Source organism: Duganella kummerowiae (genome assembly GCF_053572355.1).
This window is the reverse complement of the sequence record NZ_JBKFEH010000001.1, coordinates 210,950-224,650: the sequence shown is the minus strand read 5'-3', so window position 1 is coordinate 224,650 and position 13,701 is coordinate 210,950. Positions and strand designations below refer to the sequence as shown.

Annotated in this window: 9 protein-coding genes; 3 read left to right on the top strand and 6 right to left on the bottom strand. The window is 65.2% G+C overall.

Annotated features, from left to right (window positions below; all coding sequences use genetic code 11):
• Positions 1–1,593 (top strand): exo-rhamnogalacturonan lyase family protein (locus ACLB1G_RS00840; protein ID WP_491625279.1); only part of this gene is annotated, 1,593 nt, incomplete at its 5' end.
• 4 nt (positions 1,594–1,597) lie between these two features.
• On the top strand, positions 1,598–3,370 hold the full coding sequence (locus ACLB1G_RS00835; RefSeq protein WP_491625278.1) for an alpha-L-fucosidase: 1,773 nt from the start codon (positions 1,598–1,600) through the stop codon (positions 3,368–3,370).
• Between the two features lie 75 nt (positions 3,371–3,445).
• Here ACLB1G_RS00835 and ACLB1G_RS00830 read toward each other — a convergent pair whose 3' ends face one another.
• Positions 3,446–4,879, bottom strand: a complete 1,434-nt coding sequence (locus ACLB1G_RS00830; protein WP_491625277.1) for a glycoside hydrolase family 88/105 protein — start codon at positions 4,877–4,879, stop codon at positions 3,446–3,448.
• A gap of 188 nt (positions 4,880–5,067) precedes the next feature.
• Here ACLB1G_RS00830 and ACLB1G_RS00825 point away from each other — a divergent pair, with 188 nt between their 5' ends.
• The gene (locus ACLB1G_RS00825) at positions 5,068–5,484 is read left to right on the top strand and encodes a YybH family protein (RefSeq protein ID WP_491625276.1); all 417 of its coding nucleotides are present in this window, start codon (positions 5,068–5,070) and stop codon (positions 5,482–5,484) included.
• A 4-nt stretch (positions 5,485–5,488) separates the two neighbouring features.
• Here the strand turns inward: ACLB1G_RS00825 and ACLB1G_RS00820 are convergent, their stop codons facing one another.
• From ACLB1G_RS00820 to ACLB1G_RS00800, 5 genes are all read right to left on the bottom strand, one after another.
• On the bottom strand, positions 5,489–7,936 hold the full coding sequence (locus ACLB1G_RS00820; RefSeq protein ID WP_491625275.1) for a TonB-dependent receptor: 2,448 nt from the start codon (positions 7,934–7,936) through the stop codon (positions 5,489–5,491).
• Positions 7,937–8,080: 144 nt separating this feature from the next.
• Positions 8,081–9,037, bottom strand: a complete 957-nt coding sequence (locus tag ACLB1G_RS00815) for a glycoside hydrolase family 43 protein (protein WP_491625274.1) — start codon at positions 9,035–9,037, stop codon at positions 8,081–8,083.
• Positions 9,034–10,377 (bottom strand): rhamnogalacturonan acetylesterase, encoded by a 1,344-nt coding sequence (locus tag ACLB1G_RS00810; protein ID WP_491625273.1) that lies wholly within the window; start codon positions 10,375–10,377, stop codon positions 9,034–9,036. The genes ACLB1G_RS00815 and ACLB1G_RS00810 overlap by 4 nt, the downstream gene beginning before the upstream one ends.
• A 125-nt stretch (positions 10,378–10,502) precedes the next feature.
• Positions 10,503–11,726 carry a BT3233 family polysaccharide utilization protein gene (locus ACLB1G_RS00805; protein ID WP_491625272.1) on the bottom strand — a complete coding sequence of 408 codons (1,224 nt, stop codon included), beginning with the start codon at positions 11,724–11,726 and terminating at the stop codon, positions 10,503–10,505.
• 23 nt (positions 11,727–11,749) lie between these two features.
• Entirely contained in the window at positions 11,750–13,567 is a 1,818-nt protein-coding gene (locus ACLB1G_RS00800; RefSeq protein WP_491625271.1) for a rhamnogalacturonan lyase, read from the bottom strand.
• Positions 13,568–13,701 lie beyond the last annotated feature (134 nt).

Genomic DNA, 13,701 nt, shown 5'->3' with positions numbered 1-13,701 from the left:
GTGCGCGGCGCCGCGCAGGACACGGCGCAGCTGACGGCCTGGCTGTGGTCACCCGACGCCCCGGCCATGGACATGCGCCACTACGACGACCGCCCGCACGGCCTGGTGGCCAGCTACGAGGACGTGCAGCCCGGCATGAGCAAGGCCTATGGCGTGGCGCGCACCAGCGAGCTGACCATCTATCCGTCGGCCGGCGTGCCCGCGCGTACCGAGCAGGTGGCGCAGGCCCAGGCCGTCGCCCAGCGCCCGCTGCTGACGGCCAGCCCGGAATACCTGCATGCCGCCGGCGTGTTTGGCGTGTGGAGCCTGCCGGACCGTTCGACGCCGCTCAAGGCCGAGATGGAAGGGCGCCTCGACTCCATCCTGGATTTTTACAAACAGCAGGTCGATGAGCGCTACTGGTACGGTTTCTGGTACTACGGCGACTTCATCCACAGCTACAACGCGGCCGGCCATGTCTGGTACTACGATTACGGCGGCCACGCCTGGGACAGCACGGAACTGGGCACGCCGCTGTGGCTGTGGTACAGCTATCTGCGCAGCGGCCGCGCCGATGTGTTCCGCATGGCCGAGGCGCTGACCCGCAATACCAGCGAGACCAATGTCTACCACATCGGTCCCATGGCGGGCCTGGGCTCGCGCCACAACGTGGTGAAGTGGGGGGACGGCGCCAAGGAAGCCCGCATCAGCCAGGCCGCGCACTGGCGTCCCTATTACTACCTGACCACCGACGAGCGTACCGGCGACGTGATGCGCGAACAGCTCAAGTCCGACCTGGCCATCATCAGCCACGATCCGATGCGGCTGGCGCAGCCGGTGCTGCCGCAGGACCCCAAGTATCCCGGCCGGCTGCGCATCGGGCCGGACTGGTTCGTCCTGGCCGGCAACTGGATGACGGAATGGGAGCGCACCGGCGACACCCGCTGGCGCGACCGCATCAACGCCGGGGTGGACGGCATCCTGGCCATGCCGTACTGGCTGCGCTCCGGCGTGCGCAACGGCTTGAACCCGCTGCTGAAGAAGGGCGAGATCGGTCCGCTCAAGGGCGGCGGCAGCATGACGGTGGGCTACGACCCCGCCACGGGCAAGCTGTTCCCCATCCCCGACCCCAAGGCGGGCAAGCAGGTGCCGGTGCTGTACAACCTGGCCACCATACAGGGCGGCGCGCAGGTGATGTTCGAGCTGGTGCCGCTGCTGGGCCGGGACGATATCAAGCGCGCCTGGCTGCAGTATGCGCGCCTGGGCGGCGCCCCGGCCGAGGTGCTGGACAAGGACCGCGAGACCGGCAACGAAGGCGCCGACGCCAGCCTGGTCGAGAGCGGGCAGGGCGGACCGCGCCTGGCGGCGTATGCGTACTCGCAAACGCGCAATCCGGCCTTTGCCAAACGCGCCGTGGCCGCGCTGGCGCGCTATCGCGGCGCCGAGCAGCGCCTGGTCAGCGGCGCCGACTCGCTCAATCCGGTGCACGAGGCGCCCGGCGTGTCCACCAACGACGCGGCCCAATCGGGCATGACCATCATTGAAATCCTTGCCCTGTGTGCCGACGCGCTGCCGCTGGAGCTGCCGCCGGCCGAGGCGCGCAACAAAAGGTAACCATATGCCACGCTTACTTCCCCAACTCACCCCGGCGCGCATCGCGTTGGCCACCGCCCTGTTGCTGGCGCTGCAGGCGCACGCCACGTTGCCGCCGTTGCCACCCATGCCGGCCGTCCCCGCGCCGCTGCCGGTGGACAGCGTGCCGCTGGGCGACTCCGCATCCGCGCCGGAAGTGCAGCTCGACCTGCCCATCATGCCGGGCCCGTTCCAGCCCACCTGGGCCTCGATAGAGAAGAACTACCCGGGCACGCCGGCCTGGCTACGCGAGGCGAAATTCGGCATCTGGGTGCACTTCGGACCGCAGGCCGCCGGCTTGAGCGGCGACTGGTATGCGCGCAGGATGTACAGTCCCGGCACGCCGGCCTACGCCAACCACCTGCAAGCCTTCGGGCATCCGTCCACCTCCGGCTACAAGGAGATACTGCGCGACTGGAATCCGGTCCGCTTTGACCCGGTCCAGCTGACCGCGCTGTACAAGGAAGCCGGCGCGCGCTTCCTGCTGGTACAAGGCGTCCATCACGACAATTTCGACCTGTGGGATTCGCGCTACCAGCCGTGGAACTCGGTACGCCTGGGGCCCAAGCGCGATTTGCTGGGCGAGTGGGCCAGGGCCGCGCGTGCGGCTGGCATCCGCTACGGTGTCGCCTTCCACCACGAGTATTCCTGGTGGTGGTGGCAGACCGCGTTCGGCAGCGATACCAGCGGCGCGCTGGCGGGCGTGCCCTATGACGGCGGCCTGGCCCTGGCCGACGGCAAGGGCAAGTGGTGGGAAGGCCTGGACCCGCGCCTGCTGTACAACGTGGACCTGCGCGAATACCGGGGCGTGGCCAAGGCCGCCGGCTCGGCCTGGAATCCGCCGCCGGATGGCCTGTTCACGCGCCATGCGGACTACGCCAAGTGGTACGCCACCCGCTGGGCGCTGCGCATGATGGACGTGGTCGAACGCTACGACCCGGACTTCATCTACACGGACGGCACCGGACCGCAACCCTTCAGCGGCGACCACACCGGCACCGGCATCAAGGCCGACGCCATGCAGCGCGTGATTGCCGATTACTACAACCGCACGCTGGCCGCGCGCGGCAAGCTCGATACCTTCAGTATCGTCAAGTTCCGGCCCAACACCAATGGCACCGTCAACACCGAGGAAGGCACCATTCCGGCCGGGATCAAGACCGACCAGGCCTGGATCGCGGAGAACCCGGTGGGTGACTGGTACTACCGTCCCGGCTTCACCAACGATGCCGGCGCCGTCATTCGCTATATCCTGGAGCAGGTGGCGCGTGACGGCAATGTGGCGATCTGCATATCACCGCTGCCCGACGGCTCGCTCGATGCCGGCACGGTGCGCATGCTCAAGGATGTCGGCGCCTGGATGCGTATCAATGGCGACGGCATTTATGGCAGCAAGGCCTGGGTGCGCCTGGGTGAAGGAGCAGATGCCGGCAAGGGCGGCAAGCTGCGCACCCTGCCGGCCGGTAAGCTGGGCAAGAGCCAGGCCGATTTCCGCTTCGGCCCGCACGACTTCCGCTTCACGGTGGGCAAGGATGGCGCCCTGTATGCCTACGCGATGGCGGTGCCGGCGCCGGGCAGCACCGTGAAAATCGCCAGCCTGGGCCGCGCCGCCGGCCTGCTCGGCAAGCCGGTGCGCTCGGTCACGCTGCTGGGCCACCAGGGCAAGCCGTTGGCCTGGAAGCAGGAGGACGATGCGCTCGTCATCGCCAGCCCGCAGGACATGCCATTTTCCACCGCAGTCGCCTTCCGGATCGAATAGCCCCGGCGCGGGCAAGAAAAAACGGCTGCGGTCCCCAGGCGGGAGCGCAGCCGTTCTGGCGGTCAGCGATAAGGATTAACGCTGGCCCTGGTACATGAAGCCTGAGTCATTCAAGCCGTACTTGTACTTCTTGTTCAGCTCAATGATCTCGGCGCCGGCCAGCAGCACCGGGCCGTAGCCATGCGCGGCGCGCGTGCTGGTCGGACGGTAGTAGTAGAAGGCCGGGTCGAAGGCCATGCCGGTGCCCACGCAGATGCCTTCGATCTCGCCCTTGGCGTTGACTTTGCTGGCCACCGCGTTCCAGGCCAGGTTGGCCTTGGTGCCGTACATTTCCTTGTCCAGGTAGCCGCGGTTGACGGCGCGCGCCAGCGCATAGGTGTAGATGGCGCTGGCCGAGGTTTCCAGGTAGGAGTCGGGGCGGTCCAGCAGCTGGTGCCACAGGCCGTCCTTGTCCTGGTACTTGACCAGGCCGGCGGCGTGGGCGCGCAGCTGGGCTTCCACGGCCTTGTAGTCCTTGTGGTTCTTGGGCAGCACTTCCAGCACTTCGACCATGGCCATCAGGGCCCAGCCGTTGGCGCGCGCCCAGTGCAGCTGCGGGTGGTCGCGCAGGCCTTCCACGTAGCCGTGCATGTAGATGCCCAGCTGCGGGTTGAACATGCGTTTGGAGAATTGCAGCACCTGCTTGGCGGCGTCGTCATAGTATTTGCTGTTGCCGGTGTACTTGCCCATCAGCGCGATGGTCGGCACGCCCATGAACATATCGTCCAGCCACAGGGTGTTGGGCAAGGGACGCGGCTTGACCTTGCCGTTGGCGTCCGGACCGCCACGGGCCAGGGTGCCGTCCGGCAGGCGGTATTCCTTCTCGGTGACGAAGGTGCCGCACACGCCGACCATCTGGCTGTAATCGACCTTGACGCCCATGTTCTTGGCCTTCAGGAAGCTCATGCACAGGGCGCCGGCGTCGTCCAGCGCGTGCGGGTTCAGGAAGCTCTTGATGGGCGCGTGCGCATTGGCCTTGTCGGCCTGCACCACGGGCAGGTAGAGGCGGGTCAGGTCGGCCATCAGCTGGTGGCGCTTGGTGGTGTAGTCGGTGTAACGGGCGTCGCCGGTGGCGGCGCCGGCGGCCAGCATGCCGGCGTAGGTCACGCCCCATTCATAGCTGGTCAGGCGGAAGTCGCCCGGTTTCAGGACCGCGTCCGGATCGGCCTTGTCCAGCTTGGCGATGGGGGCGTGGGTTTTTTCGCTGATCAGTTCAGCGGGGGTGACGGCGTCCAGGTAGTTGAACACGCGGTCCAGCACGGCCTTGACTTCGGCCGTTTCCATGGCGCGGTAGGGAGTCGGGTATTTCACTTCCAGCGCGTGCAGCATGGCGTCGGCGGCGGCCGGGCCTTTTTCCTGTGCGGCCGGGGCTTCCTGGGCGATGGCATTGAGCGACAGCGGCAGGGCGGTGGCGAACAGGGCGCCGACCAGCAGGCGGCAGGCTTTGAGTTTGAACTGAGTGGTCTTCACTTGGACAGCTTCTCCGAATGGTTATGTGATAAGCCACGCTACAGTAGCGGATATGCCACCGCGCCGCAATGCGGCGGCGGCGGCAATCAAAAACACTCGCATTGTTGATTGGAAGTGAGCAACTGGGCGTCGTTCATGGCCATCCATTGCTAAGATCATGCCGCTGTCTTCATGATCGGGAGGGTGTTATGGGCACATCATCGGATTTTCCGCATTTTTTGCAGCAGCGCGAACAGGCATCGACCGCCTTTGTCAACGGCGACTACGGTCCATTGGGCCAGGTTTCCACACAGGCCTCGCCGGCCACCATCTTCGGCCCCAAGGGCGATTGCGTGCAAGGGGCCGAGGAGGTCAACAAAGTCAACCAGCAGGGCGCGGGTATGTTCGGCGAGGGCAGCGAGAACGCCTTCGAGATCATGCACAAGGCCAGCGACGGCGTGCTGGCCTACTGGGTTGGCATCCAGCGCTCCAAGGTCAGCATGAAGGGCAAGGAGGGCAAGGTGCCCATGGACTTGCGCGTGACCGAGATATTCCGCCGCGAGGACGGCCAGTGGAAGCTGATCCACCGGCATGCCGACCAGCTGGCGCCCGGGCCGGGCGCATGAGCGCTTAAAAGCCCGGGCCGCCGCCACCGCCGGGGAAACCGCCGCCCGGCATGCCGCCGCCCTGACCGCCGCGCATGCCGCCTTCACCAGGCTGGCCGCGGAACATGCCGCCGCCGTTGCGGATGCGCGGGTCGCCGGTCACGCCGCCCAGCGTGAAGCTGAGCGCTACATTGATGACGCGGCCGCTCTGGCGGTTGTAGCTCTCGGTCTGCACCGTGTCGGTGAACTGCCGGCTGTGGTTGACGCTGCTGTTGAACAGGTCGGTAACCATGGTGCGCAACGATATACCCCTGACCAGGGTCCAGGACCAGCTGAGGTTCGCGGTCCAGTAGGCCTCGGTCTCTATGGTTCCCCGGTATTGCTTGCCCGTATAGTTGGCATTGAACTGCAGGCTATGATCGGGAATACCGAAGTATTGGGTCCGCAGCTGCACGGTTTTTGGGGTGGACTCCAGCTCCCTTTCCCGGGTGGTGCGAGTGCCGTCGGCGTTATTGATGGTGGATAAGACGGACTGGCTGATGCGCTGCAGGTTGACGGTAGCGCCGAATCTCAGGGTTTTATCTGGCTGTCCCTGGAAATTGAGGCTGATGCCGTTGTTGATTTTTGCGCCGAAGTTCACGTACTCGCTGATGATGACGGTGCTGTTGGGTACTGCTACCAGGGCGCGGCCGATCAGCGGCGATTCGGTTTCCCGATAAGGGGTGATCGTGTAGCTTACCCAATCCCACTTGTCGTCGTACTTGATCTCGTATTTTTTGTTATGGACCGGCGCCAGGCGAGGGTCGCCCAGATTGGAACTGGTGTCGCTGACGTATTGCAGGTTGGGGTTAATTTCATTGATCGACGGCCGCCGGATACTGCCCGAGTAAGCGCCGGTGATGGTGGAACGCCCATTCTCGCCCCACGCATAACGCACGAACATACTGGGTAACAGCCTCTTGCTCCTGTCGCCGCCGGTCGTGTGCTGATTAATGTAATCGATATCGCGGTTGATGGTTTCATAGCGCGCGCCAGGCTGCATGGTCCAGTGATCGCTCAAGGGGATGTTGAATGATGCGTAGACGGCCGCCGAGTGTTCCGTAGTCTTGAAGGCGCTGGCGCGGGTGGGATCGATCAATTCTTCGCCGGTGAGCGGATCGATATTGAAGTAGTCCGCATCGCTTTGCCCACGGTTCAAGCCAGCTTTCAGTCCCGCTTTCATTTGAACGGTCTGCATCAGGAGCTGGACGTAATCCATGGTGAAGTCCGCGACTGTGTTACTGGATTTGTTACCGTTCAGGTATTGGGGGCGCGGGCCGGTGGGCGGCGTGACGGTATAGGAATTCAGATAACGGCTCTCGCTGTCGCTGTTGGAGCCCGACACGCGCAAATCGTAATTGAGCTTGTCGGTGCGGTTGAACTTCTGCTCATAGGTGAGCGCTGCCTGATATTGGGTGGAAGGGCTGTCGCCCAAGGATTTTTGCCGGTACTGCTGGTATGGTGTGGTCGAACCCTGGTAATACACCCAGTCGGAAACGTTGTCCCTGTCGCGAGTGCTGCGGTTGTAGTTCAAGGCCAGGCGGACGCGGTCGGATTCACCCACGTTATAGGTAAAGGTGGGGGCCAGCGTGAGGGTGTCCGAAATATTCTTGCCAGTGCCATCGCGGCGGCTGGTGGTGACCACATTGCCGGACTGGGTAATTGAATTGGACCAGCCGCTGGAATCGTTCACGCGGCGGGCCAGGCTGGCGATGCCATCGACCTGGAAGCGGCCGGTATTGTAGCTGCCGGTCAGGGCGGTGTTGCGCCGTCCTTCCGGCCCGGCGCCGACGCTGAAGTTGCCCTGGCCCCCGGGCGGGCGCACCCGGCGCGTCACCAGGTTCAGGATGGGGCCGCCGCCACCTTCCGAGCCGAATTCCGGACCGGGTATCGTGATGACCTCGACGCTTTCCAGCGCAGAGGCAGGATAGGCGTTCAGGGCGTCGCCGGCGCTGTCGCCGGAGAACATGGCGGAGCGCTTGCCGTCCACAAAAATCCGGGTGTTCTGGTTGCCCCGGATCGCTACCTTGCCGTCCTGGTCTACCGTGACATTGGGGACGTTGGCAATCACGTCGGCGGCCGAGGCGGCAGGGGTGATGACTTCCTGCTTGAGGTCGTAGACGGAGCGGTCTATCAGTTCGTTGGGCCGCTGTGCCACCACTTCGACGGTTTGCATGGCGGCGCCGCCTTCAGCCGGCTGCTCCTCGGGTTTCTTGGCGGGGTCGCCAGGCTTGGCGCTGACAGCGGCGCCATCGGCCGGCTTGGCGCCAGACGCCGGGGCGGGAGCTGCTGCCGGCGCGGCCGGCCTGCTTGCCGCCTCCGGTTTGGCGGCCGGCGCCGGGGTGGCTGGCTGGGTCTGGGCCAGGACGGGACTGGCGGCGCACAGCAGGGAGAGTCCGGCCAGGCTGCCTGCGATCAGGGTGGTTTGCGTCATGATGTCTCTGTTAAGGGTTTATTGCTGTTTTGTAAAAATCTTGTTACATACGGCGCTGGAAAAAAAGAGGCCGCAAGCGTTAACTATGCGGCCATAAGAGGGGTCGTACTCTAACTTGTGTCTGATCATGAGGTGGTCCACATATCAGTTTGCCTTTCGGAGCTGGTCTATCGCTTCCTCCGGCACCGCGATCACGGTGCCGTGGCGGATGCGCTGTGGCGTGCCTTCGTCGGGGAAGTGCATGTCCTTGCTCACGTCTTCCCAGTGCACCAGGTCGCGCGAGCGCAGCGCGCCGTAGCGCTTGTCCTTGTAGGCGTCGTAGTAAATGATGGCGTCCTGGCCGATCTGTATCGCGGTCGGGCCTTCCACCCACACGCCGGCGGGCGAGATCGGCGCGCTGAGCTTGCCGAAGGGGCCGCGCAGGTCAGGCGCGTCGGCCACCTGCAGGTATTTGCGCGGCGGGTTGCGCGTTTCATCCTTCACCAGCAGGTAGTCCTTGCCATTGGCCTTGAGGAAGGTGGCGTCGATCACGCTGAATCCCGGGTCGTAGAACAGCCGGGTGGGCGTGAAGGTGGCGAAGTCTTTGGTGGTGGTGTAGTACATGCGGTGATTGTACTTGTCCTCGGACGAGCCATCCGTTTCGGGAAACTTGCCCGGCACGGTGGAGGCCCAGAAGATCAGGTATTTGGCGCGTTTGGCGTCGTAGATGATTTCCGGCGCCCAGGCGTTCAGCGTGCCCGGTTCATGCGCCATCACCGGCAATTCCTTCTGCGCCGACCAGTGGATCAGGTCCTTGGATGAGGCGTAGCCGATGTTGTTCTCTTTCCAGCCCGAGGTCCACACCATGTGGTAGGTGCCATCCGGACCGCGAACGATGCAGGGATCGCGCATCAATTTGGCGCCGCCCACGGCGGGCGCCAGGTAGCTGCGGCCGTTGCCCAGCTTGTCCCAATGGTAGCCATCTTTGCTGGCGGCCAGGTGCAGGCCATCCTCGCCGTTCTTGATGAAGTAGGCGAACAAATACTGGTCGGCCGCCAGTGCGGGCGCCAGCACGGCGGCGGACAGCAGCAGGGCGGCAAGGGGGCGGGCGATCTTCATCATTTGTTGGCTTCGTCGCCCAGCGGACGCTGGTTGGTGTAGGTCGGGCTGGCCGGCACCGCGAAGGACGCCAGCGGGTCCGGATGCGAGGGATCGAAATTACCGTAGCCGTCGGCGATGAAGGCGGCGGCCGGCACGCCAGCCTTGCGCAGGCCGGTCAGCACGGCCTGGGCCAGTTCGTAGGCGCCGTAGTTGTTGTGGTGGGTGTTGTCCACCTTGCCCGGCTGCGGTTCGGCGAAGGCGGCCGCCGACTTTTCCGGGCCCAGCGCTTCGTAGAACGGCTTGCTCATGGCGTTCAGGTCGATGAAGGCCACGCCCAGTTCCTGGGCCGACTGGCGCGCCGCGTCGGCGTATTCGATCAGGGTGGACTCGGCCTTGCCGTGCTCGTCGAAGCGGCGGCGCTCCATGGGCGAGACGATCACCGGTATGCCGCCACGGACTTTGATGCCTTCCACGTGCACGCGGATCTCGTCCTTGTAGGTGGTGAACGGGCCGCCTTTGCCTTCCTTGATCTGCTTCTGGTCGTTGTGGCCGAACTGCAGCAGCACCGTGTCGCCGGGATTGAGCGCGCTCAGCACCTTGTTCAGGCGCAGGCGGTTGATGGAGTCGCGGTAGGTCTCGCCCGATTCGCCATGGTTGGCCACCGCGATGCCGGGCTTGAGGAAGCGCGGCAGCATCTGGCCCCAGCTGGCGTAAGGCTCGCCGGACTGGTCGCACACGGTGGAGTCGCCCAGCAGGAAGATGGTGGGCGCCTTGACCGGCACGATGTCGATGGCGCGGATGACGGGGGCGCTGCCGTTGAATTCCAGGGTCAGGCGCTGGTCCCAGTTCCAGGCTTCCTGCACGCTTTCGCGCGGGACCTTGAGCTTGACGGCGCCTGCCGGCACGGAATTCCTGGCCGGGATGCGCGGCGTGCGCACGTTGACCGTGAAGGTGCGCTGCACCACTTCACCGGCTTTGGTGCTGACGTTTTCCAGCATCAGGCGGCGCAGCTCGGCCTTGACCGTGGTGCTGGAAGGCGCTTGCGTGGCGCCGAAGGTGACGGTGACGTTGTAATTGCCTTCGGGGACGTCGGCCGTGAAGAAAAAGGGTTTCGTGCCGGTGAGATAGCTGGCTGGTTGACGTCCGCCCGCAGCGTCTTGCACGCTCCGCACGATGGCGCCTGGCTCGAAACCGTAACCGCGGGTGCTGCTGTATTCCATGTCCGGCTGCACGGCGCTGCGGCCGGCGGCCGGGGTGGCCGTACCGAAATCGAAATGCCATTGTTCCGCCGCCTGCGCCGCATGCACGTTCATGAGCGCCAGCAGCAGGCCGGCGCGGGACAGGGTAGGGGTGAGTCGCATGTCTCTGGGTCGTTATCGTTGTTGCGGTATTCTTATGTGCGGCGCGCGGCAGATCAAGCGGCGCGCTGAAAGAATCAGCCAGTTGAGCGGCCGCGCGGCGAAAACGCCACGCAGCCGCCCCTCGCTTATTTCGAGCTTGACAGGCTGACCTTGACCGGCGTGCGCACGCGCGCGGCCTCGTTGGCCACGTATTTCTGCCAGTCGGCGCGGGTGGCGAAGTCGCCGCCGCGCACCCAGCCGCCGCCCACGTAGTAGGTCAGCGGCTTGCCGGAGGTGACCGGGGCCAGCACCAGTTCATTGAGCTCGTCCTCGGCATAGCCCTGGGCGTCGGCCGAGGGCACGATGACGGCGGTGCCGAAGGCGCCGTTGGATTTCTGCTCCACCCACTGCAGCAGCGAGCGGTCTCCCGCCACTTTCTCGGGCGTGACCACGGCGTCCTGGCCCTTGTCGGCCGGCTTCTTGAACAGGCCGACGGCGGCGGTGAGCTGCGGCTGGCCGCTGAAGCTGAAGGTGCTGTCGATGCGGTCCAGGTAGTGGCCCGCGTCCACCGTGAAGCGCTTGACTTCGCTGACCTTGGCGCCGGCCGCGTCCCAGGCGTCGTAGCTCAGTTCAAAGATGGCGCGGATGGGGCCATTGGCGATCACGTTCCACTTGGCGTAGTTGCGGCCCACGTAGAGCTGCTTGCCGTCCCAGATGCCGGTGCCGCCTGCGCCGCGCGAACGGCCGACGTTGTACATGTCCATGCCCTCACCCTCGTCGTGGTGGTAGTGGTCATGGCCCTTGTTGTACCAGCGGTCGACGATGGGGTAGGGCACGCGCTTGAACCAGATATCCAAGCCGCTGGTGACCAGCACTTCCTTGCCACGGCCTTCCGCATCGGGGGCGGCCAGGGCCGGGCCGTAGGTGCGGTGGGCGATCTTGTCATTCTCCCAGGCGAAATCGTCCAGGCGCTCGGGCACGTAGCGGGCGCTGACCTTGGTCGGGAACACCGGCGCCAGCTTGTCGATTTTCTGCACGGTGAAGGTGGCGCTCTTCTCGCCGGCCTTGAAGTCATGCTGGAAAATCAGGTCGCCATAGGCGATGCCTTCGTTTTTCGGGTCCTTGGCTTCCGGGGCCACGTTGGTGACCTGGTAGGGCAGCACCTGGCCCTTGGCGTCGCGCACTTCGATCTTCTGCAGCAGGGCGCCGGGCAGGGCCTTGTTCACTTCCGACCAAGGGATGGTGATGGTTTCAGAGGGGCGGGCCAGCGACTGCTCGTTGCTGACGGTGACGGTCAGGCGCTCGGCGGCGCCGGCGTTGGCGGCGGCCAGCAGCAGGGCGGCGTAGGACAGGGTGCTCCGTTTGATCATGGTTATACAGTCCGGTTGTGAGGTCAGGGGGTGTAAATCGGGTCTTGTTTGACCGCTTCCATTCCCGCACCCAGGTAGAAGCTGGGATGCGGCGGCTGATTGTAGCCTGCATTTTGTCCGGCCACCTGTACACGGTACTGCGGATTGTGCATCAGGGTTGGGATACGGTGGCTGGTCGGGCGGGTGGTGCTGAAGATCAGCAGCTCGGTGCTGTCCCTGCTGCGCCAGACCACTTCCTCGCGCCAGTCGCCGAACAGGTCGGCCGACAGCACCGGCGTGGACTTGGTGCCGTTGTTGGAGGCGGCGCCGTAGGCCGCGCCGTCCAGCATGCGGTCGAAGTTCTTGTCCAGCGGGTTCCACTTGTCGATGTAGGGACCGTCCAGCGACTGGCGCAGCAGGTCGCCGTCCCACCAGATGGCGAAATTGATGTGGCGCGGATGCTCGGGCCAGATTTCCTGCCCGGCGGCGCTGACCAGGCCACCCTCGCTGGCCCAGCATTCCTCGCCGGGATAGTCGGGATCGATGTCCATGCACACGCCGCGGCCCACGTCCTTGCCGTTGCCGGTGAAGCTCCACAGGATCTTGCCGGTGGCGGCGTCGTGCATCTCCACGCCCTTGCCGTTGTAGCAGCCTGGGGTCTCGTGCACCATGAAGACTTGCTGGCCGCGGCGCTGGGGATCGAGTTTGCCGACGTGCAGGGCGTCGCCGTGGCACAAGCCGGTCGAGTACAGCAGCTTGCCGTTGCTGGCGATGGTGGCGGCGCCGTAGATGATGTCGTCCTTGCCATCGCCATCGACGTCGGCCACCGACAGCCAGTGCGCGCCCTGGTGGTAGGCGCCGCCTTCGGTGGGCTGGTCGTACACCCAGCGGCTGGTGAGTTTACCGTCGCGCCAGTCCCAGGCCGCGATCACGGCGCGCGTGTAATAGCCGCGCGAGAAGATGGCGCTGGGGCGCTGGCCGTCCAGGTAGGCCACGCCGCCCAGGAAGCGGTCTACCCGGTTGCCGTATTTGTCGCCCCAGGCGGCGACCTCGCCGCGCGCCGGCAGGTAGGGCACGGTGGCCATGGCGGCGCCGGTCTGGCCGCTGAAGACGGTGAGGAATTCGGGGCCGGACAGGATGTATCCGCGTTCGTTGCGGTAGTCGGCGGCGGGGTCGCCGATCACCTTGCCGGCGCCGTCCACGGTACCGTCGGCGGTCTTGGCCATGATTTCGGCCTTGCCATCGCCGTCGAAGTCATAGGCCAGGAAGGTGGTGTAGTGGGCGCCGGCGCGGATGTTGCGGCCCAGGTCGATGCGCCACAGCCGGGTGCCATCGAGCTTGTAGGCGTCGATGTAGGTGTTGCCGGTGTAGCCGGCCTGCGAGTTGTCCTTGGCGTTGGTGGGCTGCCATTTGACGATCAATTCGTAGCTGCCGTCGCCATCGAGGTCGGCGGCGGAACCGTCGTTGAGTTCATAGCTGTAGCTGCGTCCATCGGGCGTGGCGCCGCCGGCCGGTTTCTGCACCGGGATGCTGCGGAATGGCGTCTGCCAGGTGGCGCCCGCTGCAGCGGCGGCCTGCTCCTTGCCGTCCACCACGGCGCGCACCGTGTAGCGGTTGATGGAACTGCCGGAGGTATCGGTGAAATTTGTGAGGGAGATGGGCTGCGCGGTGAGGCGGGCGCCGTCGCGATAAACGTGGAACAGGGTGTTGTTTGGATCGGTGCCGAGCGCGCGCCAGCTCAGGAACACGCCCTTGCCGGTGGCGATGGCCACCGCGCCGCGGTCCAGCTTTTCCACCTGCTTGCCGGGCGCGGCGCCGCACAGCAGCGGGATGGCGAGAGCGGAAATGAGCAGTGGACGCATCGTGATCACTTTCTAAAGTGTCACGAGTATCTTTTTTCTATTCCTTGGTGTCAACAACGACGCCGATCTAATCACTTTCGTGACTGAAACCACTACGGTGTCCACCCCGGTGTCACCCCGGTGTCACCCCGGTG

Excerpts from the sequence above, each read along its gene's own strand:
- ACLB1G_RS00815 (WP_491625274.1), bottom strand. The coding sequence starts at position 9,037 with ATGATGAAGATCGCCCGCCCCCTTGCCGCCCTGCTGCTGTCCGCCGCC.
- ACLB1G_RS00820 (WP_491625275.1), bottom strand. The coding sequence starts at position 7,936 with ATGACGCAAACCACCCTGATCGCAGGCAGCCTGGCCGGACTCTCCCTG.
- ACLB1G_RS00825 (WP_491625276.1), top strand. The coding sequence starts at position 5,068 with ATGGGCACATCATCGGATTTTCCGCATTTTTTGCAGCAGCGCGAACAG.
- ACLB1G_RS00800 (WP_491625271.1), bottom strand. The coding sequence starts at position 13,567 with ATGCGTCCACTGCTCATTTCCGCTCTCGCCATCCCGCTGCTGTGCGGC.
- ACLB1G_RS00805 (WP_491625272.1), bottom strand. The coding sequence starts at position 11,726 with ATGATCAAACGGAGCACCCTGTCCTACGCCGCCCTGCTGCTGGCCGCC.
- ACLB1G_RS00810 (WP_491625273.1), bottom strand. The coding sequence starts at position 10,377 with ATGCGACTCACCCCTACCCTGTCCCGCGCCGGCCTGCTGCTGGCGCTC.
- ACLB1G_RS00835 (WP_491625278.1), top strand. The coding sequence starts at position 1,598 with ATGCCACGCTTACTTCCCCAACTCACCCCGGCGCGCATCGCGTTGGCC.